Source organism: Nosocomiicoccus sp. HMSC059G07 (genome assembly GCF_001815515.1).
GTDB classification, from domain to species: Bacteria; Bacillota; Bacilli; order Staphylococcales; family Salinicoccaceae; genus Nosocomiicoccus; species Nosocomiicoccus ampullae_A.
This window is the reverse complement of the sequence record NZ_KV820777.1, coordinates 6,293-30,139: the sequence shown is the minus strand read 5'-3', so window position 1 is coordinate 30,139 and position 23,847 is coordinate 6,293. Positions and strand designations below refer to the sequence as shown.

21 protein-coding genes are annotated in these 23,847 nt (G+C 36.3%); 10 read left to right on the top strand and 11 right to left on the bottom strand.

Annotated elements, in window-relative coordinates:
• From HMPREF3029_RS00295 to rpmH, 11 genes are all read right to left on the bottom strand, one after another.
• Nucleotides 1–361 (bottom strand): GTPase (locus HMPREF3029_RS00295; RefSeq protein ID WP_210400766.1); only part of this gene is annotated, 361 nt, incomplete at its 3' end.
• A gap of 17 nt (nt 362–378) precedes the next feature.
• Nucleotides 379–564: a DUF951 domain-containing protein gene (locus HMPREF3029_RS00290; RefSeq protein WP_068129053.1), complete on the bottom strand. Its 186-nt coding sequence runs from the start codon at nt 562–564 to the stop codon at nt 379–381.
• A gap of 12 nt (nt 565–576) precedes the next feature.
• Nucleotides 577–1,506 (bottom strand): mechanosensitive ion channel family protein, encoded by a 930-nt coding sequence (locus HMPREF3029_RS00285; RefSeq protein ID WP_144265376.1) that lies wholly within the window; start codon nt 1,504–1,506, stop codon nt 577–579.
• Nucleotides 1,507–2,295 carry a ParB/RepB/Spo0J family partition protein gene (locus HMPREF3029_RS00280; RefSeq protein ID WP_070622648.1) on the bottom strand — a complete coding sequence of 263 codons (789 nt, stop codon included), beginning with the start codon at nt 2,293–2,295 and terminating at the stop codon, nt 1,507–1,509. It abuts the gene before it with no gap.
• Nucleotides 2,296–2,308: 13 nt separating this feature from the next.
• Complete coding sequence (locus tag HMPREF3029_RS00275) at nt 2,309–3,118, bottom strand: ParB/RepB/Spo0J family partition protein (protein ID WP_068129056.1); 810 nt, start codon at nt 3,116–3,118, stop codon at nt 2,309–2,311.
• Between the two features lie 13 nt (nt 3,119–3,131).
• On the bottom strand, nt 3,132–3,848 hold the full coding sequence (rsmG, locus tag HMPREF3029_RS00270; RefSeq protein WP_070709158.1) for a 16S rRNA (guanine(527)-N(7))-methyltransferase RsmG: 717 nt from the start codon (nt 3,846–3,848) through the stop codon (nt 3,132–3,134).
• Nucleotides 3,849–3,890: 42 nt separating this feature from the next.
• Nucleotides 3,891–5,771, bottom strand: coding sequence for a tRNA uridine-5-carboxymethylaminomethyl(34) synthesis enzyme MnmG (gene mnmG, locus HMPREF3029_RS00265; protein WP_070709155.1), 1,881 nt, complete (start codon nt 5,769–5,771; stop codon nt 3,891–3,893).
• Nucleotides 5,772–5,782: 11 nt separating this feature from the next.
• Nucleotides 5,783–7,159: a tRNA uridine-5-carboxymethylaminomethyl(34) synthesis GTPase MnmE gene (gene mnmE / locus HMPREF3029_RS00260; protein ID WP_070709153.1), complete on the bottom strand. Its 1,377-nt coding sequence runs from the start codon at nt 7,157–7,159 to the stop codon at nt 5,783–5,785.
• Between the two features lie 12 nt (nt 7,160–7,171).
• Nucleotides 7,172–8,029, bottom strand: a complete 858-nt coding sequence (gene jag / locus HMPREF3029_RS00255; protein ID WP_070709152.1) for an RNA-binding cell elongation regulator Jag/EloR — start codon at nt 8,027–8,029, stop codon at nt 7,172–7,174.
• 14 nt (nt 8,030–8,043) lie between these two features.
• Nucleotides 8,044–8,379, bottom strand: coding sequence for a ribonuclease P protein component (gene rnpA, locus HMPREF3029_RS00250; protein ID WP_068129064.1), 336 nt, complete (start codon nt 8,377–8,379; stop codon nt 8,044–8,046).
• Nucleotides 8,380–8,485: 106 nt separating this feature from the next.
• On the bottom strand, nt 8,486–8,623 hold the full coding sequence (rpmH, locus tag HMPREF3029_RS00245; RefSeq protein WP_040928948.1) for a 50S ribosomal protein L34: 138 nt from the start codon (nt 8,621–8,623) through the stop codon (nt 8,486–8,488).
• Nucleotides 8,624–9,070: 447 nt separating this feature from the next.
• Between rpmH and dnaA the strand changes: the two genes are divergently transcribed.
• The 10 genes from dnaA (at nt 9,071) to serS (ending at nt 23,722) form a co-directional block, all read left to right on the top strand.
• Nucleotides 9,071–10,399, top strand: a complete 1,329-nt coding sequence (dnaA, locus tag HMPREF3029_RS00240; RefSeq protein ID WP_070457171.1) for a chromosomal replication initiator protein DnaA — start codon at nt 9,071–9,073, stop codon at nt 10,397–10,399.
• Nucleotides 10,400–10,565: 166 nt separating this feature from the next.
• Entirely contained in the window at nt 10,566–11,699 is a 1,134-nt protein-coding gene (gene dnaN / locus HMPREF3029_RS00235) for a DNA polymerase III subunit beta (protein WP_070457170.1), read from the top strand.
• Between the two features lie 176 nt (nt 11,700–11,875).
• A complete protein-coding gene (gene yaaA, locus HMPREF3029_RS00230; RefSeq protein ID WP_040928956.1) occupies nt 11,876–12,103 on the top strand; it encodes a S4 domain-containing protein YaaA in 228 nt (75 codons plus the stop codon).
• Complete coding sequence (recF, locus tag HMPREF3029_RS00225; RefSeq protein WP_070457169.1) at nt 12,090–13,187, top strand: DNA replication/repair protein RecF; 1,098 nt, start codon at nt 12,090–12,092, stop codon at nt 13,185–13,187. The genes yaaA and recF overlap by 14 nt, the downstream gene beginning before the upstream one ends.
• A gap of 14 nt (nt 13,188–13,201) precedes the next feature.
• The gene (gene gyrB, locus HMPREF3029_RS00220; RefSeq protein ID WP_070457168.1) at nt 13,202–15,121 is read left to right on the top strand and encodes a DNA topoisomerase (ATP-hydrolyzing) subunit B; all 1,920 of its coding nucleotides are present in this window, start codon (nt 13,202–13,204) and stop codon (nt 15,119–15,121) included.
• A gap of 13 nt (nt 15,122–15,134) precedes the next feature.
• Entirely contained in the window at nt 15,135–17,606 is a 2,472-nt protein-coding gene (gene gyrA, locus HMPREF3029_RS00215) for a DNA gyrase subunit A (RefSeq protein ID WP_083314929.1), read from the top strand.
• Nucleotides 17,607–17,700: 94 nt separating this feature from the next.
• Nucleotides 17,701–19,197: a histidine ammonia-lyase gene (gene hutH, locus HMPREF3029_RS00210; protein WP_070709150.1), complete on the top strand. Its 1,497-nt coding sequence runs from the start codon at nt 17,701–17,703 to the stop codon at nt 19,195–19,197.
• Nucleotides 19,198–19,250: 53 nt separating this feature from the next.
• On the top strand, nt 19,251–20,909 hold the full coding sequence (gene hutU, locus HMPREF3029_RS00205; protein ID WP_070709148.1) for a urocanate hydratase: 1,659 nt from the start codon (nt 19,251–19,253) through the stop codon (nt 20,907–20,909).
• Nucleotides 20,909–22,147: an imidazolonepropionase gene (gene hutI / locus HMPREF3029_RS00200; RefSeq protein WP_070709146.1), complete on the top strand. Its 1,239-nt coding sequence runs from the start codon at nt 20,909–20,911 to the stop codon at nt 22,145–22,147. The genes hutU and hutI overlap by 1 nt, the downstream gene beginning before the upstream one ends.
• A gap of 297 nt (nt 22,148–22,444) precedes the next feature.
• Nucleotides 22,445–23,722 carry a serine--tRNA ligase gene (gene serS, locus HMPREF3029_RS00195; protein ID WP_068129079.1) on the top strand — a complete coding sequence of 426 codons (1,278 nt, stop codon included), beginning with the start codon at nt 22,445–22,447 and terminating at the stop codon, nt 23,720–23,722.
• The last annotated feature ends 125 nt before the right edge of the window (nt 23,723–23,847 follow it).

The window sequence follows — 23,847 nt, the reverse complement described above, 5'->3', positions numbered from 1 at the left end:
GATCGACTCTACCTGAAACGTGTGTAATGTTGTCATCATCGAATGCACGAACGACCTGACAAATTGCATCTACTTCACGGATATGAGATAAGAATTTGTTACCTAAACCTTCCCCTTTTGAAGCACCTTTTACGATACCTGCGATATCTGTAAATTCAAATGCTGTTGGGACTGTCTTTTTAGGTACGACGATTTCAGTTAACTTATCAAGTCTTTCATCTGGTACATCAACGATTCCGACGTTTGGGTCGATTGTTGCGAATGGATAGTTCGCAGCAAGTGCTCCTGCCTTAGTAATTGCGTTAAATAAAGTAGATTTACCAACGTTTGGTAATCCGACGATTCCTGCTGTTAATGCCATTATTTTCTCTCCTCAAATTAAAATTGTTTGACATGCTTTATACGTTTTATAAACTCTGGTCTCGGTAACATAATCGTACGATCACACGCTGTACATTTGATTTTGATATCTGCACCAAGACGCGTGACTTTAAATTCATTATTTCCACATGGATGTGGTTTTTTCATCTCAACAATACTGCCAAGCTGGAATTCTTTACTCATATATTAACCTCTTTACTTCTTTTCTTCATTAAATTCCACAGATGGAACACCGAGAATAATTTCATTGTTTTTAAGAAGTGTTTGAATATTTTTACGATAATCACGTAGCACCTGGAATTGTTCCATTGGACGCGTAATAAACATGATTCTATATTGTAATTGACCACTAATGAAATCTTGAACACCGAGTAATTGTGGTGGTTCTACGATACTTTCATTTTTCTGCCAATTTTCTTCAACATATACACTTAATAATCTCTCAACTCGACTAATATCTGTGTCAATCGGTAAGTAAAACTCTAAGAACGCAATCGAATTTTCTTTAGAAAAATTCACAACTTCTCCTATTGTACCATTTGGCACCATATACATTTCAGAGTTATAACCTAAAACTTTCGAACTTCTCAGTCCGAGATATACGACTTGTCCTTCTGCAATTGGTGATCCTTGATTAGTAAATTTAACAAAGTCACCTTTGTCGAACTGATTTTCTAAAATGATAAAGAACCCAGTAATCATATCTTTAACTAAACTTTGTGCACCAAAACCGATTGCTAAACCAGCAATCCCTGCCCCAGCGAGTAGTGTTCCAACAGGTATGTTAAATATTTCTAATATTGTCACGACAATAACGAACCATCCAAATACCGTCACGCTATTTTGTAACATACTTAGAAGTGTTTTATTACGCTTTAAACTAATTTGTGCTTTACCAGGACGTAGCGATATTTTTTTTAGTAAGAAATTTTCGATAATCCGATTGACAATTTTTATAATAATCATCCCTAAAATGACTATAAAAATTGACCATAATACACGTTCTCCAACGTTAACCCATAGTTCTACAGATGTGATTTTTTTCCATATCGTATCTAAAAAACTCGTATCTAATGGTGTATCAATTGCTTCGACTGCCATCAACGTTAGCCATTTTAGAATCATTTAATCCTCTCCTATTTCACTCAGTAATGTGACGAGTCGCTTATACTCTTCAACACTCGTAAAAGATAAAACAATTTGTCCCTTTTTGCCGACTTGTTTAATATCGACATCCGTACCTAACCGTCGTTTTAAGGACTGTTCCACACGTGCGATTGGTGCGGGTTTTTCGACATATTTCTTTTCTGTTTTTTTAGTCGCTTCGAATTTACGTACAAAACGTTCTGTCTCACGAACATTCCACTTTTCATCGACAATTCGTTTAGCGATTTCTTCAATATGTAACTGATTTTTTAAACTGAGTAATGTTCGTCCGTGTGCTGTTGTTAGTTTACCATCTTGTATAAGTTGTATTACTGAATGAGGTAAATTTAATAAACGAATCATGTTCGCGATATATGATCTCGATTTACCAAGCTTTTTAGCCGTTTCTGATTGATTGAGATTCAACGTTTCCATATATTTTTTGTAACTCATCGCTTCCTCAAATGGATCTAAATCTTCACGTTGTAAGTTTTCAATTATCGCATATGTCATCATTTCTTCATCTGACATTTCTTTGACAATCGCATCGATAGTTTCTAAGTTTAACGCTTTAAACGCACGCCATCTTCTCTCTCCAGCAATTAACGTATACCCGATAACAGTTTGACGCACAATAATCGGTTGAAGTAGTCCGTTTTCTTGTATAGAAACTTTTAATGCATTTAACTCTTTTTCGTCAAAATGCAGTCTCGGCTGATATGGATTCGGTTTGATGTCAGAAACACGAATACTTTCTATACGACTCATTTCTGCATCTCTCCTACTTTTTAATTTTTATATTAATGATATACGTATCTTCATCTTCTGTTTTTTCACATAACACTTCATGACCGTGACGTTTAATTTTTTGAATTTCATTATCTAAATCATTCATGAGAAATGTCATGTCATCATTAAAGTTAATTTGCGTTTCTTTTTGTTTCAAACGGTTTTTAACGAGCTGCTCGGTATCTTTAACGGTTAAATCTTTGTCTTTTACTTTTTCTAACACTTCGTACTGCATAGCGTTATCTAAAGAAAGCATTGCCCTCGCGTGTCTTTCACTTATATCATTATTTTGTAACGCCGTTATAACGGGTGATGATAGCTTTAATAATCGTAATTTATTCGCGATAAAGGACTGACTTTTTCCAAGTGAATGCGCGAGATCCTTTTGTGTAATGTCATCCATAGATAATAAGTCTTTATATGCAAGTGCTTCTTCGTAAGGAGATAAGTCTTCACGTTGAATATTTTCAATAATCGCTATAACTGCTGCTTCTTGATCTGTAAAATAGCGAATAATCGATTCGACATTTTCAAAATGTAATGATTTTATTGCTCTAAAACGGCGTTCGCCTGCGATAATTTCATACATACCTTCTTCGATTGGTCGTAACGTAATCGGTTGAAGTAGACCATGAACTTCAATAGAATCGGCAAGTTCTTTGATCGATTTGTTATCAAATACTTTTCTCGGCTGGAATCTGTTCGGTACGATTTTTTCAACCGGTATTTTTTCAATCTTATCTTCAACGTGACGATCCGTTTTATCGAGTAGATTAAATAACTTTGAAAATGGCTTTTTCAACGTGATTCCTCCTTTACTTTACTAATGGTTTTTTATTCGGTGTACCTGGTTTTCTCGGGAAATCTCTCGGAGTTTTTCGTTTTTTATCGAATTCGATAATATAACGCTCGCTATTTTCATGTGGTAATGATAACGAGAACACTTGACTCAATTCTCCACCAAGTAATTCTAAAGCAAATTCCGCTTCTCTTAATTCTTCTTCTGCCTTTTGACCTTTTAATACGATTAAACGCCCACCTGTACGAACGAGTGGTAAACATAATTCTAGTAATACATTTAAGCGTGCAACTGCACGTGCTGTTACGATATCAAACATATGTCGTTGACCATGTTGACCGAATGTTTCTGCACGGTCATGTACTAATGTAATTTTATCTAATTTTAAGTTTGCTGTTAATTCATTTAAAAAAGTAATACGCTTTTTTAATGAATCGACGATCGTTATTTTTAAATCTGGACGAATGATTTTCATCGGTAATGAGGGGAACCCTGCACCTGCACCAACATCACAAATTGATGTACCTTCTTCGATATCTAAGAAAAATAACGGCGTAATTGAGTCATAGAAATGTTTTTCATACACTTCTTCTTCATCTGTAATTGCTGTTAAATTCATTTTTTCGTTCCATTCGACTAACATTTTAAAGTATATATCGAATTGTTCGAGCTGATAATCTGTCACTTCAATACCTTCGTCTTTTAAATAACTTATAAACTCTTCTCTTGTCATCATTATCCCTCTGAATTTAAGAAAAAAGGCTTAAATAAGCCTTTAATCTTGTATTTTCGCTATTTTCCCTTGTTCGATATAAACGAGTAAGATAGAAATATCTGCTGGGTTAACGCCAGAAATTCTAGACGCTTGTGCGAGATCTAACGGTCTTACTTCTTTTAACTTATCGCGCGCTTCTGACGCAAGTGAATGAATTTGATCGTAGTCGATATTATCTGGAATACGTTTACTTTCCATACGCTTCATTTTTTCAACTTGCGTTAAAGATTTTTTAATATAGCCATCGTATTTAATTTGAATTTCAATTTGTTCTTTCTCTTCAGGTGAAAGTACGGATTCTTCGTTTAGAATTTCCATAATATCATCGTAATTCATTTCTGGACGACGCAGTAAATCTCTAGCGAGAATGCCGTCTTTTAATCGAGATCCACCTTTATTTTCAATAATAGACTGCGTATGTTCATTTGGTTTAATACGAATCGATTCGAGTCTTTCAAGTTCATTTTCAATTCTTGCTTTTTTACTTTGGAATCTCTCATAACGCTCTTCTGATATAAGTCCTTCACGATATCCAATATCAGTTAATCGTAAATCTGCATTGTCGTGACGTAAAATTAAACGGTGTTCTGCACGAGACGTTAATAATCTATATGGTTCCTCTGTTCCTTTTGTTACTAGGTCATCGATTAACACACCGATATACGCATCTGTACGACTTAAAATTAATGGTTCTTTACCAAGTAATTTGTTTGCTGCGTTAATACCCGCGATAATACCTTGTGCAGCCGCTTCCTCATAACCACTTGTTCCATTAATTTGTCCTGCTGTAAATAAATTTTCTATTTTTTTAGTTTCAAGTGTTGGCCATAATTGTGTCGGTACGACCGCATCGTATTCAATTGCGTAACCTGTACGCATCATACGTGCATTTTTAAGTCCATGAATTGTCTTTAACATTTCTTGTTGTACATGTTCTGGCATACTCGTAGATAACCCTTGTACATAGACTTCTTTTGTATGTCTACCTTCAGGCTCTAAGAATATTTGGTGACGTGGTTTATCGTTGAATCGGACGATTTTATCTTCGATAGATGGACAATATCTCGGCCCTGTACCTTCGATAAGTCCAGAATACATTGCTGAAAGATGTAAGTTATCGTTTATAATTTCGTGTGTAAATTCATTCGTGTGAGTCAGCCAACATGGGAGTTGATTCATATTAAATTCTGTTGTGTCATAACTAAATGCACGTGGTACATCGTCACCAGGTTGAATTTCAGTTTCCTCGTAATCGATTGAGTCTGAATTCACGCGTGGCGGTGTACCTGTTTTAAAACGAACGATTTCAAATCCTAGTTCTTTTAATTGATCTGCAAGTTTTAATGAAGGCATTTGATGGTTTGGTCCTGAAGAATATTTTAAGTTTCCTAAAATAATTTCTCCACGTAAAAATGTACCTGTCGTGATAATCACTGCATCACTATAATATTCAGTGTTAATATTAGTGCGGACACCTTTTACGACATCATCTTCGATAATTAAAGCATCGACCATCGCTTGAAGGATATCTAGATTTTCTTCATCTTCTAATACTTGCTTCATCACTTTTTGATAATCTAATTTATCTGCTTGTGCGCGTAATGCACGAACTGCAGGTCCTTTACCCGTATTTAACATACGCATTTGAATATTTGTTTTATCGACAACTTTTGCCATTTCTCCGCCAAGAGCATCCACTTCTCTTACGACGATACCTTTAGCTGGACCCCCTACTGACGGGTTGCATGGCATAAACGCAATATTATCTAGGTTGATTGTCAGCATTAAAGTTTTTAACCCTTTACGAGCCGTTGCAAGTCCCGCTTCAATACCCGCATGTCCTGCACCGACGACGATACAATCGTATTTATTATGCTCCATAATTTTTCCTCCTATTTTCCTAAACAGAATTGACTAAATAGCTGATCAATCAATTCTTCTGAAACATCTTGACCAATTACTTCTCCGAGTAATTGCCACGTTTTTACTAAATCTATTTGGATCATATCTACTGGAATATCCATTTCAGCAGCTTCGATCGCATCAATAATACTTCTATGCGCTTGTTCTAGTAGATGAATATGACGATTATTTGATACGTAAGTTGAATCTTGTATCGAAATACCACCACTAAAGAATAACTCTTTAATACTTTCTTCTAAATCTTTAATCCCTGTGCCCTCTGTAACAGAAGTTAACACGACAGGAAAATCATAATCTGATTTTAAAGTATCGATATCAATTGTACCTTCTAAATCTGTCTTGTTGACGATAATGATGACGTTACGCTCTTTTAAATTGTTTAATATATCTTTATCTTCTTCTGAAAAACCAGTCGTATGATCTAATAGATAAAGTATTAATTCTGCATTTTGTAACGCTTCACGTGAACGTTCGACACCGATTTTCTCAACGATATCTTCTGTTTCACGAATGCCTGCAGTGTCTGTGAGTTTTAACGGAATACCATTGACGTTGACGTATTCCTCTAAAATATCTCGCGTTGTTCCTGCGATATCAGTAACGATTGCACGGTTATCTTGAATGAGATAGTTTAATAAAGAACTTTTACCAACGTTTGGTTTTCCGACGATTACTGTATTTAATCCTTCACGTAAAATACGTCCTTCACGTGATGATTTTAATAGGTCCTCGATTTCTGTTTTAATCGTGCGCGATGCTTCGAGTAATTGACGCGTCGTTGCTTCTTCGACATCATCATACTCTGGATAATCGATATTAACCTCAACTTGAGCAAGTACGACTAATATTTCTTGTCGTAAATGTTCAATATACTCTTTTAAGCGTCCTTGCATTTGTTGGTTCGCAATTTTAGACGCGTCATCTGTCTTTGATCGTATGAAATCCATAATTCCTTCTGCTTGAGATAAATCAATACGTCCATTTAAAAATGCACGTTTTGTAAACTCTCCCGGCTCTGCCATTTCAGCGCCATTTTGTAATGTTAACTGAAGGATATGATTTATTGTATGAATACCACCGTGGCAGTTAATTTCAACGATATCTTCACGTGTATATGTTTTTGGTGCACGCATAACGGCTACCATTACTTCTTCGATTACTTCGTTCGTTTTTGGATCGACGATATGACCGTAATTGATCGTATGAGAGTCTACTTCCTTTAAACTCTTTTTACCTTTATATAGTCGGTCTGCGATGTCGATTGCTTCATCTCCTGAAAGTCTGACAATTGCGATGGCTCCTTCACCAACCGGTGTTGATATACTCGAAATTGTGTCAAATTTCATTGGATTATCCCTCTATTCTCTTTCAATAACAATATGACGATTTGGTTCTTTACCAGCTGAGTAAGTTTTGATGTTTGTAACGTTATAAAGAGCGTTATGAATGATCTTTCTTTCATATGCTGGCATCGGTTCTAAGTGTACTGGTAGGTTTGTACGTACTGCTTTTTTCGACATATTAATCGCAAGATTTTCAAGTATTTCTTCGCGTTTTTCGCGATAGTTTTCTGTATCGATAATAATTCTTCCGTAACCTTTATATATTCTATTGAAGTAATGCTGGCCAATTTCACTTAACGCATTTAATGTCGATCCACGTTTACCGATGACTTTTGCCGCTTTATCTGCAAATACGTTAATCATTACTGTACGATCGTCGACTGTATAATCTGTATAGTTAGAAATACCCATTTCATTAACAACAGACTGAATATAATTCGCTGTACTTTCGACTGCTTCATCGAACGTAAATTTCGGAGTTTGTACATCAGTCTCTTCATATGAATCGTCTAATTGCTCTTCGTGTTGTTCAACAGTATCTTCTTTCATACCTACAACTTCTTCGACAGTATCTAATTGATTAACGTCTGTCTCTTCTTCTACAACTTCTTGTTCAATAACCTCTAATTCTGTAGTTTCTTCTATAGAATCTTCCAGGTGCCTCATTTGAACTGCTTCAATTGTATTTAATTGTTTTAACTCCGGATTAATAATCGTAAGTTTAACTTCAGCTTCTTTTTTCATTAAACCTAAGAAACCTTTAGAACCTTGTTGTAGTACGTCAATACTGATGTCTGACTCTTCGACATTTAAATCGTTTAAACCTTTTTGCAACGCGTCTTCTACAGTTTCACCTCTGTAAACTTTATACATGTGTCTATCCTCCATTATTTTATGCATTTTGCGATTCGCAAAACGTGTAATAAAGACTTTTCAATGTCGTGATAGTCCATATCTTTAACAGGCTGTCTTGCAATCACAATGTATTCTGTTGTTTTAAGTGTGTCTTTATGTTGAGTGAAAAATGCGCGGATTCGACGTTTAATTTGATTTCTTTTTACGGCATTGCCTAATTTTTTCGAAACACTGATACCAAGTCTAAAATGTGTTTCATCAGACTTTTCTTTCGTATAAATAACGAATTGTCGATTCGCAACAGACTTACCTTTTTTAAAGACATACTGAAAATCTTTTTGTTTTTTAATACGATACTCTTTTTTCATACAACTGTACCTCTTTATGATTACATATTATACAAAATATAGACATGATATGACACTTTATGAATTGACACAAAAAAAGATCACCTATGACTAGATGATCTTCATATTATGCAGATAATACTTTTCTACCTTTTCTTCTGCGACGCGCAAGTACTTTACGTCCATTTTTAGTACTCATTCTCGCACGGAATCCGTGTACTTTTGAACGCTTGCGTTTATTTGGTTGATACGTACGTTTAGGCATAACTACACCTCCATGTAATCCAATGCTATATGAATTTTTCTGTCAATAATTTTAGCAACTACTACATAATAACAGAATCCAAATACCATTTCAATTATTTTTTTGGCATTATTACGTATTCTAACAGATTAAATTAGATGTTTTCTTCATAAAAATGTGGATAACTTTTCAATGAATTTTAGTTTTCCACCACATTGTGCATAACTTATAAACAAAATAACACACATTTAATTATTTATGTGGATAACTTGTGGATTTGTGGATACTTTTGTTGGATCATTGATATATTAACGTTTATCTATTATAATTTTTATTGAATTCTATGTGAATAACTAAAAACATAAGTGTTTTATCCACATTTGTGGAAAGGTTGTGGATAACTTTTATCACCATTGTTTATATATTTATCCACAGTATGTGAATTAACTTAAAAGTGAGGTTAAATTTATGGATGGTTTAGGAGAAATTTGGAAAAAGATTTTAGATGAAATCGAACAAAATGTGTCTAGTGCAAGTTTTGGTGTTTGGTTCGCAGACTTAAAATTAGTAGAACTTTCTCAAGAAAATGCAGTGATTGAATCAAGTTCAGAATTCAATCGTAACTGGCTAGAAGAGCATTATAAAGATCTCATTGCAGAATCTATTTTTAAAGTAGTCGGTGAATCGCCTGAGATTACACTCATTGTCGCTGGTGAAGAATCAGTAAATTCATCTATAGTTAAAGATGAAAAACCAGTTGAACCTACTGAAGAACGTGTATTTAATATTAACGAAGAAAACACATTCGATACATTTGTTATTGGAAATGGAAATCGATTTGCACATGCTGCTTCACTCGCAGTCGCTGAAGCACCTGCAAAAGCATATAACCCACTATTTATATATGGTGGTGTTGGATTAGGGAAAACCCATTTAATGCACGCAATCGGTAACTATATTCAAAAAACACGTCCAGATGCTAAAGTCGCATACCTATCAAGCGAACGTTTTACGAATGATTTTATCAACTCGATTCGTGATAACAAACCTGAAGCATTTAGAAATAAATATCGAAATATTGATGTCTTATTAATCGATGACATTCAATTTTTAGCAGGAAAAGAGCAAACACAAGAAGAGTTCTTCCATACATTTAACGCACTTCATGATGAAGATAAACAAATCGTAATTACAAGTGATCGTACGCCAAAAGAAATCCCTACATTAGAAGATAGATTACGATCACGATTTGGTTGGGGGTTAATTACAGATATTACTCCACCTGACCTTGAAACGAGAATTGCAATATTAAAGAAAAAATGTGAAGAAGCAAACGTCGTCATTCCAAAAGAATCGATGCTGTACATCGCAAATCAAATTGATACGAATATTCGTGAACTAGAAGGTGCCTTAACACGAGTCGCAGCATACGCAAAACTAACAAATCAAGAAATGTCTCCAGAAGTTGTTGCGGAAGCTCTAAAAGATATTGTCAAAGAGCCAAAACAAAGAAAAATTAGTATAGAAGACATACAAGCAGTTGTCGCTGAACATTACAGCATTAAAATAGATGATTTTAGTTCTAAAAAAAGAACGCGCTCTATCGCATTTCCACGACACGTCGCAATGTATTTATCGCGTGAACTCACAGATAACTCTTTACCAAAAATTGGAGAGATTTTTGGCGGTAGAGATCATACGACGGTTATTCATGCGCACGAAAAAATTTCTAAATTACTACAAACTGACGAAGAATTCGTAGAGGAATTAAAAGAAATCGAAAATAAACTCGGTTAATATTATGTGAGTAATGTGGATAAATGGTACACTAATATCAACAGTTTATACACATGTGAATAACTTTGATATATCAACGTGTTTTCCACTTATCCACATATTCACAGTGCCTACTACGACTTTTACTATTTTTATATATAATATATAGAATAAAAGGAGTTATCATATGCAAATACAAATTCAACGTGCTTATTTCACAGAACAACTAAACGACGTATTAAAAGCAATATCAAATCGTACAACTCTTCCTATTTTGTCAGGAATTAAAATAGAAGTATCTTCTGACAAATTAGTACTAATAGGGAGTAACGGAGAGATTTCAATCGAAATCACAATTCCAACAGAAGTAGATAACGAAGAAATTTTAACAGTTACTGAACCTGGTGAAGCAGTCTTACCTGCAAGATTTTTCACAGATATCGTTAAAAAATTAGATGGAGATTACGTCCAATTAAAATCAACAGATCAATTTGGAATTCAAGTGAGTGGCGGTAAATCTAATTTCGTCATTAGTGGATCAAATCCAGATCACTACCCACTACTTCCTGAAGTGAATAACGAAGAAAGTATTAAAATCGCAGCATCTGTTTTAAAAACGATTATTAACGAGACAAACTTTGCAGTATCAAGTTCAGAAACTCGCCCAGTTTTAACAGGTGTTAACTGGCAATTCTTTGATGAGTCACTGCATTTTACAGCGACAGATTCACATAGACTTGCGCTACGTAAGTTAAATGACAAAGAAAACTCTATCGAAATTAGTAATGCGATTATTCCTGGTAAAGCATTACACGAACTAAATAAAATTATCGAAGATAGTGAAGAAGATGTGGAAATTAACTTCTCACAAAACCAAGTATTATTTAAATACGGTCATTTAAGATTTATCTCTCGTTTACTAGAAGGAAATTATCCTGACACGTCAAGATTGTTCCCAGAAAACTTCGAGACAAAGTTAGTAATCAATAATAATGAATTTTTAAAAGCGATTGACCGAGTGTCATTACTTGCACTTGAGGGTGGAAATAGCGCGATTAAAATGACAATCGACAATAGTCGTGTTCTTTTATCGTCAAATAGTCCAGAAATTGGAAACGTAGAAGAAGAAGTCGGTGCACTAAATTTAGAAGGTGAACCGCTACAAATTTCATTCAACTCAAGATATATGATGGACGCGCTACGTGCAATCCCTGAAGAAGAAGTCTCAATTGAGTTCTTTGGAACGATGAAACCATTTACGATTCAATCAAGTACATCAAACGATGTTGTTCAATTAATTTTACCAATTAGAACTTACTAAATTTATAAGCTATATGCCTCATGTTTTAAAATATGAGCATATAGCTTTTTTAATTGTTATTAAGTAGGTGGAGTACAAAATAATATAAAAGCCCTCTATGACCCTTAAAATAGCGATTAAGATGAAAATACACCGAAAATACTGTATAATATAAACAATACGAGGAGGAAAAACAGATGGAAATCGTTCAATTAAGTGATGGAATTATTACAATCGGTCAATTTTTAAAACACCAGTCTATTATTCAGTCTGGTGGAGAAGCAAAGTGGTTTCTTGCAGAGAATGAAGTGTATTTAAACGATGAACCCGAAAATCGTCGTGGTAAAAAGCTTCATCATGGTGACGTCCTCGATCTAGGTGAGTTTGGAGTATATCGAATAGAGTATGTAGATGAAACTATCTAGTATACATTTAGAAAATTTTCGTAATTACGAGTCATTGTCACTCGACTTTCACGACAAGTTGAACGTTTTTATCGGAAAGAATGCACAAGGAAAAACCAACCTACTCGAGTCGATCTATTGTCTCGCAACGACAAAAAGTCATCGTACGACGCGCGATAAAGAAATAATTCGAATGAATCAAGATGAAGCATTAATTTCTGGATATGTACAAAATAGATTTAGTGAAATACCGATATCACTTTTACTTTCTAAAAGTGGAAAACGTGCAAAAATCAATCATATTGAGATGGCTAAATTATCTCAGTATGTCGGGGCACTGAACTGTGTATTATTTGCACCAGAAGATTTAGAGATTGTTAAAGGTGCACCAGAAGTACGTCGTAACTTTATCGATGTAGAGTGTGGTCAAATTTCTAAAATATATTTACAAAGCTTATCAGACTATAAACGTGTCTTAAAACAAAAAAACTTGTATTTAAAAGAAAGACACGTCGATAAAATGATGGTCGAAATCTTTAACGATCAACTCGTTGAAGCAGCATTAGAAATCATTAATAAGCGCGAAGCATTTGTTGAAGCCTTAAATGAGTATGCAAAACAAATACATAGCGACATTTCAAATAATCAAGAAAATTTAACAGTTGAATATCGTCCAAATATTAAATGTTTAGAACTTAAAAAAGAAGAACGATTACAGTTTTTAAAAGAAACTTATGCATCTGTAATCGATAACGAAATAGAACGTCGACAATGTTTAATCGGTCCACATCGAGATGATTTAAAGTTTTATATTAATGATATGGATGTGCAGACATACGGTTCACAAGGTCAACAACGCTCGACTGCGTTGTCTTTAAAACTTGCAGAACTCGATGTTATCGCAAATGAAATTGGAGAGTATCCAATTTTACTGTTAGATGATGTACTCAGTGAACTTGACGAGCACCGTCAAGCACACCTACTAACGTCGATACGTAACCGTGTACAGACGTTTGTAACGACGACTTCAATTAGTGATATTAACCATCAAATTATGGATGAAATGAATTTATACACGATTGAAGAAGGTACGGTTAAAAAATAGCGGAAGGTGACAAAATGGCAGAACAAAGACATGAATCTTATGATGCAACCCAAATACAAGTACTTGAAGGTTTGGAAGCAGTAAGAAAACGTCCGGGTATGTATATCGGCTCGACGTCTTCTAGAGGGTTACACCATTTAGTGTGGGAAATCGTCGATAACTCTATTGACGAGGCGCTCGCTGGCTATGCATCAGCAGTCGACATTATATTAGAGAAAGATGGCTGGGTAAAAGTTATCGATGATGGACGTGGTATTCCAGTCGATATTCAAGAATCGATGGGACGTCCTGCGGTAGAGGTTATTTTAACAGTCCTTCACGCAGGAGGTAAATTCGGTGGCGGTGGATATAAAGTATCTGGTGGTCTACACGGTGTAGGATCTTCAGTAGTAAACGCCTTATCTGAGTCATTAGAAGTATATGTTCATAGAGATAAAAAAGTGCATTTCCAAAGTTATACGCGCGGAGTGCCTGATGCTGACTTAGAAGTCATCGATAAAACAAACAAAACAGGTACTGTTATTCGTTTCAAAGCAGATGCTGAAATATTTACAGAGACACAAGAATATGAAGTTGAAATACTCGAAAAACGTGTAAAAGAACTCGCGTTTTTAAATAAAGGTTTAACAATTCGTCTAAAAGATGAACGTACATCAGACGGTGAAACATATGAGTACCACTATGAAGGCGGTTTAAAGTCATATGTTGAAGAACTAAACAAAAATAAAGAAATCTTAACTGAAGAAGTCATCTATCTAGATGGTGACAAAGAAAACGTAGAAGTTGAAATATCTATGCAGTATCATAGAGGTTTTTCATCGAACGTTTTAACATATGCAAACAATATCCACACTTATGAAGGTGGTACGCACGAAGAAGGATTTAGACGTGCGTTAACACGTGTCATAAACAACTACGGATTTAGTCAAAATATTTTAAAAGAAAACGACGAACGTTTATCAGGTGAAGATGTTAGAGAAGGTCTGACTGCAGTTGTGTCCATCAAACATACAGATCCTCAGTTTGAAGGACAGACAAAAACTAAGTTAGGTAACTCTGAAGTACGTTCGATTACAGATCAATTATTCTCTGAAGGGTTTGAACGTTATTTACTAGAAAACCCACAAGAAGCAAGAATGATTGTCGAAAAAGGAATTACCGCACAACATGCGCGTGTTGCAGCACGTAAAGCACGTGAAATGACGCGACGTAAATCTGCTTTAGAAGTATCAAGTTTACCAGGAAAACTAGCAGATTGTTCATCAAAAGATCCAAGTATTTCTGAGCTATTTATCGTTGAGGGTGACTCAGCAGGTGGTTCAGCAAAATCTGGTCGTAACTCGACAGTACAAGCTATTTTACCGTTACGAGGTAAAATTTTAAACGTTGAAAAAGCGCGACTCGACCGTATATTAGAAAATAACGAAATTCGTGCGATTATCACAGCGCTCGGTACTGGAATTGGAGAAGAATTTGATTTAGAAAAAGCACGTTATCATAAAGTCGTTATTATGACAGACGCAGACGTTGATGGTGCACATATCCGTACACTATTACTCACGTTCTTCTATCGCTTTATGCGTCCGTTAATTGAAGCAGGATATATTTACATTGCACAACCACCACTTTATAAAGTGGAGCAAGGTAAGAAAAAACATTATGTCTATGATGACGAAGCGCTTGAAGAACTACGTCGTACACTACCAGAAACACCAAAAATCTCAATTTCACGTTACAAAGGTCTCGGTGAAATGAACGCAGACCAATTATGGGAAACGACGATGGACGAAGAAAATCGTACACTCTTACAAGTTGAGTTGTCAGATGCGATTGAAGCGGACCAAGTATTTGAGATGTTAATGGGTGACATCGTAGAGTTACGCCGTGAATTCATTGAAGAAAACGCAAGATATGTAGAAAACTTAGATGTTTAAGGAGGAAATTTAATTGGCTGAACATAGTAATATTCAACCCGTAAATATTAGTAAAACGATGAAGAGTTCCTTCTTGAGCTATGCGATGAGTGTTATCGTATCACGTGCGTTACCAGATGTTCGAGACGGATTAAAGCCAGTACACCGTAGAATTTTATACGGTATGTATGATAACGGTATGACGAACGACAAACCGTTTAAAAAATCAGCACGTATCGTCGGAGACGTAATGGGTAAATATCACCCACATGGTGACTCTTCAATTTATGAAGCGATGGTGAGACTCGCACAAGACTTCTCAACGCGTTATCCACTCGTTCATGGACAAGGGAACTTTGGTTCAATGGACGGTGACGGAGCAGCTGCACAGCGTTACACAGAAGCAAAAATGTCGAAAATCGCGATGGAACTATTAAGAGATATTAACAAAAATACGATCGATTTCGCACCAAACTACGATGAAACAGAACGGGAACCAGTCGTATTACCGGCACACTTTCCGAACTTACTCGTCAATGGTGCGTCAGGAATTGCAGTCGGTATGGCGACAAATATACCACCACATAACTTAGTAGAATCTATTAATGGTGTCCTTGCTCTTTCAGAAAATCCAGACATTACGACGCTAGAGTTAATGGATATTATTAAAGGACCTGATTTCCCAACAGCAGGACTGATTATGGGACGCTCTGGTATTAAAAAAGCGTATGAAACAGGTCGTGGTTCGATTATTATGCGTGCGAAATGTACGATTGAAGAAATGAAAAACGGTAAAGAACGTATCGTCGTTTCTGAAATTCCATACCAAGTAAACAAAGCACGTTTAGTCGAAAAAATCGCAGAACTTGTACGCGATAAAAAAATCGAAGGTATTACAGATTTACGTGATGAAACGTCACTTCAAGAAGGCGTTAAAATCATCATTGAGATTCGTCGCGATCAAAACGCGAACGTTATATTAAACAACTTATATAAACAAACACCTCTACAATTATCGTTTGGTGTCAACATGCTCGCTCTTGTAAATGGTGAACCTCAAACACTCACGTTAAAAGAGATGTTATATCACTATCTTGAGCACCAAAAAGAAGTCGTAACAAGACGCACAGAGTTCGATTTAGATCGTGCGAAAGCACGTGCACACATTTTAGAAGGACTCATGATTGCACTCGATCATATCGATGAAATCATCGCTTTAATTCGTGCGTCAGAAACAGATGAAGAAGCTAAATTAGGCTTAATGGAGCAATTTAGTTTATCTGAAAAGCAAGCACAAGCGATATTAGATATGAGATTACGTCGCCTTACAGGTTTAGAGCGCGACAAAATCCAATCAGAGTACGATGAGCTTATGAAAACTATCGAATCACTTCAAGCGATTTTAGATTCTGAAGATAAACTGTTAGAGCTTATCCGTAAAGAATTAATTGAAATTCGCGATAAATATGGTGATGAGCGCCGTACAGAAATCACTGCAGGCGCAATAGATATCGAAGATGAGGATTTAATTCCAGAAGAACAAATCGTCGTCACGTTATCTCATAAAAACTATATTAAACGTCTCCCAGCTGACACGTATCGCGCACAAAAACGCGGTGGACGCGGTATTCAAGGTATGAATACGGTGGAAGATGACTTCGTTGAAAAAATCGTAGCGATGTCGACACACGATTATTTATTATTCTTTACGAATAAAGGTCGTGTATACCGACTCAAAGGATACGAAGTTGCGGAATTATCGCGTCAATCTAAAGGTATTCCAATCGTTAATATGATTGAAGTCGATAAAGACGAAAAAATCACGACGATGTTATCGGTTAAAGATAAAGACGGAGATACGGATGGCTATCACCTACTATTCGTTACGCGTAATGGTCTTGTGAAACGTACGAAACTATCAGAATTTAACCGTATTAATCGTAACGGTAAAATCGCAATTACGTTTAGAGATAACGATGAATTACTCGCAGTTCGTCTTACAGACGGTCAATCAGAAGTAATCATTGGATCTAAACAAGGACAACTCATTCGTTTCGATGAAAACGACGTTCGTTCTATGGGACGTACGGCAGCAGGTGTACTTGGAATGCGTCTACGTGAAGGTGATGAAGTCGTTGGAATTGATATATTAAAAGAAAATCAACACGTGTTAGTCGTGACAAATAAAGGTTACGGTAAACAGACGATTGAAAGTGCGTATCGTCAAACGAAACGTGGCGGTCTCGGAGTTAAAACGATTCACTTAACTGAAAAAATCGGAGAACTCGAGTCTATCGCTGCGGTTGACGGAAACGAAGATTTAATGGTCGTTACAAATCGTGGTGTCATTATTCGATTCGCGATTAATGATGTATCGATTACGGGACGTAGTACTCAAGGTGTTCGTCTAATGCGCTTAGATGACTCTAACAACGTTGCTACTGTAGCGGTTGTTAAAGATGTTGAAGCGGATATTGAAGACGAAGAGGAAAATACCGAAGAATAAATTAAAAGTTGGAGATTTTCTCCAACTTTTTTTGATTTTAAAAAATGTAAACGTTATACTGTTGTTAAATTCAGAGTTTTAAGGAGGAATTGAGTTGGTAGTTTTAAAATTAGATGGAAGCGCTTTAGAAATTAAGGATATTAAATCATTTTTACAACATGAAAATTCTAAAATTGAAGTGACCGAAGACGCGTATAAAAGAGTTCATGCATCAAGACAAATCGTTGAAAACATCATCGATAATGAACGTACAATTTACGGGATTACAACAGGTTTTGGACTGTTTAGTGACGTCTTAATTTCAAAAGAAAAAACATCACAGCTTCAAACAAATCTTATTCGCTCTCATGCGGTTGGTGTTGGAAATTATTTAAGTGAAAATACTGCACTACTCATGATGGTATTACGTTTAAATACAATGTTAAAAGGACATTCAGGCGTGAGAACAATTCTCGTCGATCAGTTAAAAACATTTATTAACGAAAGAATTATTCCAGCCATTCCAGAACAAGGTTCTTTAGGTGCTTCAGGAGATCTCGCACCGTTATCTCATATGGCACTTCCACTAACTGGTGAAGGTGAAGTGTTAAAAGACGGTAAAGTGACTCCGACTATTGAAGTGTTAAAAGAAAAACAAATCGAACCAATTGAACTTGCTGCAAAAGAAGGTCTCGCTTTAATTAACGGTACACAAGCGATGACAGCAGTTGGTGTCATTACATATATCGAAGCAGAAAAGCTGATGGAAGATAGTTTATGGATTTCATCTTTAACACATCAAAGTTTACATGGTATTACAGACGCATACGATGAAAAAATTCACATTGCACGTGGATACGATGAGCAAATTTACGTTGCGAAAAAAATGAGAGAGTATTTAAAAGACTCAAAACTGACTACACATCAAGGTGAATTACGTGTACAAGATGCATACTCACTTCGTTGTATTCCACAAGTGCACGGCGCAAGTTTCCAAACGTTAAAATATGTAAAAGAAAAGTTAGAAATTGAAATGAACGCTGCAAATGATAACCCATTAATATTTAGTGAAAACGAAGTCTACTCTGGTGGAAACTTCCACGGACAACCGATCGCTATCGCGATGGATTTATTAAAAATCGGTGTTGCAGAAATTGCAAATATTTCAGAAAGACGCATCGAGCGATTAGTAAACCCAGATTTAAACGACGGATTACCAGCATTTTTAAGTCCAGAAGATGGACTACAGTCAGGTGCAATGATTTTACAATATATGGCGGCAAGTTTAGTTTCTGAAAACAAAACACTCGCACATCCAGCATCTGTTGATTCAATACCGTCTAGTGGAAACCAAGAAGATCACGTTTCTATGGGAACAATTGGTGCTAGACACGCTAGAGACATCGTGGAAAACGTTCGAAACGTCCTTGCGACAGAGTTATTCATCGCACTAAGTGCTGTAGAAATTCGCGGTGCTGAAAAACTATCACCAAAAACGAAAGAAAAATTTGACGAATATAGAAAAGTTGCGGCGTTTATCGACCAAGACCGTAAATTCTCAGATGATATCAAACAACTATCACTCGCATTACGTGCTATTCAAAGTATTTAATCGGTCTTTTTTTTATGTCATGAACTATTTTAATTTTCAAGGAGTGTTAAATTATGTCAAGAAATATTCGAGCTAAAAAAGGTTTAGAAATTGAGTGTAAAGGATGGGAACAAGAAGCAGCTTTACGTATGTTATATAACAACTTAGATCCTGAGGTTGCTGAGCATCCAGAGAATTTAGTCGTATACGGGGGTATCGGTAAAGCAGCGCGTAACTGGGAAGCATTTGATGCGATTGTCGATACGTTAAGAAATCTTGAAGACGATGAAACGATGCTCGTTCAGTCTGGTAAACCTGTTGCGGTTTTTAAGACGCATGACGAGGCACCACGCGTACTTTTATCTAACTCAGTACTCGTACCTAAGTGGGCAAATTGGGAACACTTTAATGAGCTCGATAAAAAAGGGTTAATGATGTACGGCCAGATGACGGCTGGTTCATGGATTTATATCGGGTCTCAAGGAATCGTTCAAGGGACGTACGAATCATTTGCAGAACTCGCAAACCAACACTACGGCGGTAGTTTAAAAGGAACGATTACGTTAACTGCTGGACTTGGTGGTATGGGTGGTGCGCAACCACTTGCGGTATCGTTTTGTGATGGTGTGTCGATTACTGTTGAGGTCGACAAATCTCGAATTGAAAAACGAATTGAAACGGGCTATTGTGACGTCATGATTGAAGACTTAGACGAAGCATTAAAAGTCGCTGAAGAAGCGAGAGATGAAGGACGTAATTTATCGATTGGATTATTAGGAAACGCTGCAGAAATTTTACCTAAAATTCTAAATAGCGATACGAAAATCGACGTCGTTACTGACCAAACGAGTGCGCATGACCCGTTAAACGGTTATGTACCTGAAGGATACTCGTTAGAAGAAGCAAAAAAACTACGCGAAGAAAATCCTGAAAAGTATGTTGAGTTATCTACAGCCTCTATGGCAAAACACGTTGAAGCGATGCTCGGATTTAAAGAAAAAGGCGCAGTTGTTTTCGATTATGGAAACAATATTCGACAAGTTGCGTATGATTACGGTGTAAAAAATGCATTTGACTTTGGAGGATTCGTGCCACTATTCATTCGCCCATTATTCTGTGAAGGTAAAGGACCATTTAGATTTGCGGCGTTATCTGGAGACCCTAAAGATATCGAAGCGGCAGATAAAAAAATGCGTGAATTATTCCCAGATAATGAAAAGTTAATTCGTTGGTTAGATATGGCTGAAGAACGTATTCACTTCCAAGGATTACCATCACGTATCGCTTGGTTAGGATACGGTGAACGTGCGAAAATGGGGTTAGCATTAAACGAAATGGTTCGTACAGGAGAAATTAGCACACCAATCGTTATTGGACGTGACCATCTAGACTCTGGTTCAGTTGCAAGTCCTAACCGTGAAACTGAGTCGATGAAAGACGGAAGTGACGCAGTTGGTGACTGGGCAGTATTAAACGCGTTAGTGAACACGGCAGCAGGAGGATCATGGATTTCATTCCACCACGGTGGTGGTGTTGGTATGGGATACTCATTACATGCAGGAATGGTCGTCGTTGCAGATGGAACAGACAGAGCAGCGAGACGATTAGAAAGAGTATTAACTACAGATCCGGGTATGGGAGTAGTAAGACATGTTGACGCTGGATATGATATAGCAATCGAAACAGCGAAAAAATACAACATGAATATACCAATGTTAAAGGAGAATAAATAATGTCGACAACAATTATTAAAAATATTGGTGAGTTAGTATTACCAAAGAAATCAACACGTGCATTAAAAGGAAAAGAGATGGACGAGTTATTAATCGTGAAAGACGGTATGGTCGTCATTGAAGACGGTAAAGTCATCTATAGTGGTGAAAAGACAGATGATTATACAGCAGATCAAGAAATTGATGCTGAAGGAAAGCTTGTCACACCTGCTCTAGTCGACCCTCATACACACGTCGTTCATGGTGGATCACGTGAGCACGAGTTAGCGTTAAAAATTCAGGGTGTCGATTATTTAGAGATTTTAGAACAAGGTGGCGGTATTTTAAATACTGTTGAAGCGACTAAAAAAGCATCGTTTGATGAGTTGTTAGAAAAAGCATCGAAAAACATTATCCGTATGATTCAGCACGGTGTATTAACAGTAGAATCAAAAAGTGGATATGGTCTCGATTTAGAAAATGAATTAAAACAATTAAAAGTATCACACGCACTTGAAGAAAAGTTTCCAATCACAATGAAACATACGTACTTAGGTCCACACGCAATACCTAAAGGCCGAGAAAACGAAGAATTTTTACAAGAGATGACAGATTTACTTCAAAACGATGAAATTAAAAAGCTATCTGATTTTGCAGATATATTTACTGAAACAGGAGTTTTCAGCGTTGAGGAGTCAAGACGTTATATGAAAGCAGCTAAAGAAGCGGGATACGATTTAAAAATTCATGCAGATGAAATCGATCCACTCGGTGGTTTAGGTCTCGCTATCGAACAAGGTGCAGTCAGTGCAGATCATTTAGTCGCCGCTTCAGATAAAGACAAAAAAGCATTGAAAGATAGCGACACAATCGCTGTACTTCTACCAGGTACAACGTTCTATTTAGGAAAAGACGATTATGCTGATGCACGTGGAATGATTGATAACGGTGGAGCTGTAGCTCTCGCGACGGACTTTAACCCAGGAAGCTGTGTGACAGATAACTTACAAATGATTATGACAATCGGTGCAATCAAACTTAGAATGACACCAAAAGAAGTATGGAACGCAGTAACAGTAAACGCAGCACACGCAATTAAAACAGATCGTGGTACGTTAGATGCTGGAGATGATGCGAACCTCGTCATTTGGAACGCACCAAACCACGAATACGTACCGTATCATTATGGTGTAAACCATGCATCAAAAGTAATTGCTAATGGTCAAGTCGTTTTTGAACAACCTGGACTTAACCTATAGTCATTATTGAAAATAACGAAGAAAATTATTATAATAAAAGTAATCAAATAACATTTACTTGTGAGATGCAGTAACATTCGCCCTACTTTTAGAGAGACTATGGTTGGTGAGAATAGTTAGTAAGCGATGTGAATTTCTATCTCTATTACAGCAAGTAAACGAAGTTCACTTCGTTTTAAAATGAGATGCATACGTTAAACGTATGTAATTAGGGTGGCAACGCGTATATAACCACGTCCCTTTTGTATATTGGGGCGTGGTTTTTTGTATCTACAAGTAAATTTAGGAGGAAAATAAATGTTAGATATTAAGTTTATTCGTAACAACACAGACATTGTAAAAGACAAAACAAAAAAACGTGAAATGGATCCAGTCGTTATCGATGAGATTATTGAGTACGATGAAAAACGCCGTACGTTATTAAAAGAAACGGAAGAGTTAAAAGCAGAACGTAATACCGTATCTCAAAACATCGCAGAAAAAAAGCGTAACAAAGAAGATGCAGATGCGGATATTCAAGCAATGCAAGAAGTCGGTAAACGTATTTCTGAAATCGATAATGAGTTAAAAGAAGTCGAATACGAATTACACTATCGTTTAGACCGTGTTCCAAATTTAATTGACGATGAAGTACCTGTTGGTAAAGATGACTCAGAAAACGTTGAAGTACGTCGTACAGGTGAACAGAAAACATTTGACTTTGAACCAAAAGCGCATTGGGAACTTCTTGAAGAGCTTAAAATGGCTGATTTTGAACGTGCATCAAAAGTATCAGGCTCACGTTTTGTATATTTAACAGGTGAAGGTGCACGTTTAGAGCGTGCATTAATTAACTTTATGTTAGATGTCCATAGAGAAAATGGTTATAAAGAAATGATGACACCACAAATCGTTCGTGGAGACGCAATGTACGGAACAGGACAGTTGCCAAAATTCGAAGAGGATTTATTTAAAATTCAAGACGAATCAATGTACACTATTCCAACTTCAGAAGTAACATTAACAAACTATTTTGCGAATGAAATCTTACAAAGTGAAGATGTGCCGACAAAGTTTGCAGCAGCTACAGCATGTTTCCGTAGTGAAGCGGGTTCAGCTGGTCGTGATACGAGAGGACTTATCCGACTTCACCAATTTAATAAAGTTGAAATGATGCGCTTTGAAAAGCCAGAAGATTCATTTGAAGTGTTAGAAGAAATGACACGTCATGCTGAAAATATTTTAAACTTATTAGAAATCCCACACCGCACAGTTATTTTATGTACGGGTGATATCGGATTTGGTTCAGCAAAAACGTATGACGTTGAAGTTTGGTTACCACAATACGGTGACTACAGAGAAATTAGCTCAATTTCAAATATGACAGATTTCCAAGCACGCCGTGCAAACATCCGCTTCAAGCGTGACAAAGATTCAAAACCTGAATATGTACACACGTTAAACGGTAGTGGTTTAGCTGTTGGACGTACGATGGCAGCAATTATTGAAAATTATCAAAATGAAGATGGGACAGTAACTATCCCAGAGGTACTAAGACCGTACATGGGTGGTCAATCTATCATCGAAAAGGTATAATAATATTATTGAATGCTCCTATTTCATAGGAGCATATTTTTATAAGCTTAGGGTGTGTAATTTTGAAACAAGATATACCTTATTTAAAAGTCGTATCAGCAATCGCTGTGAGTTTAATATTATTT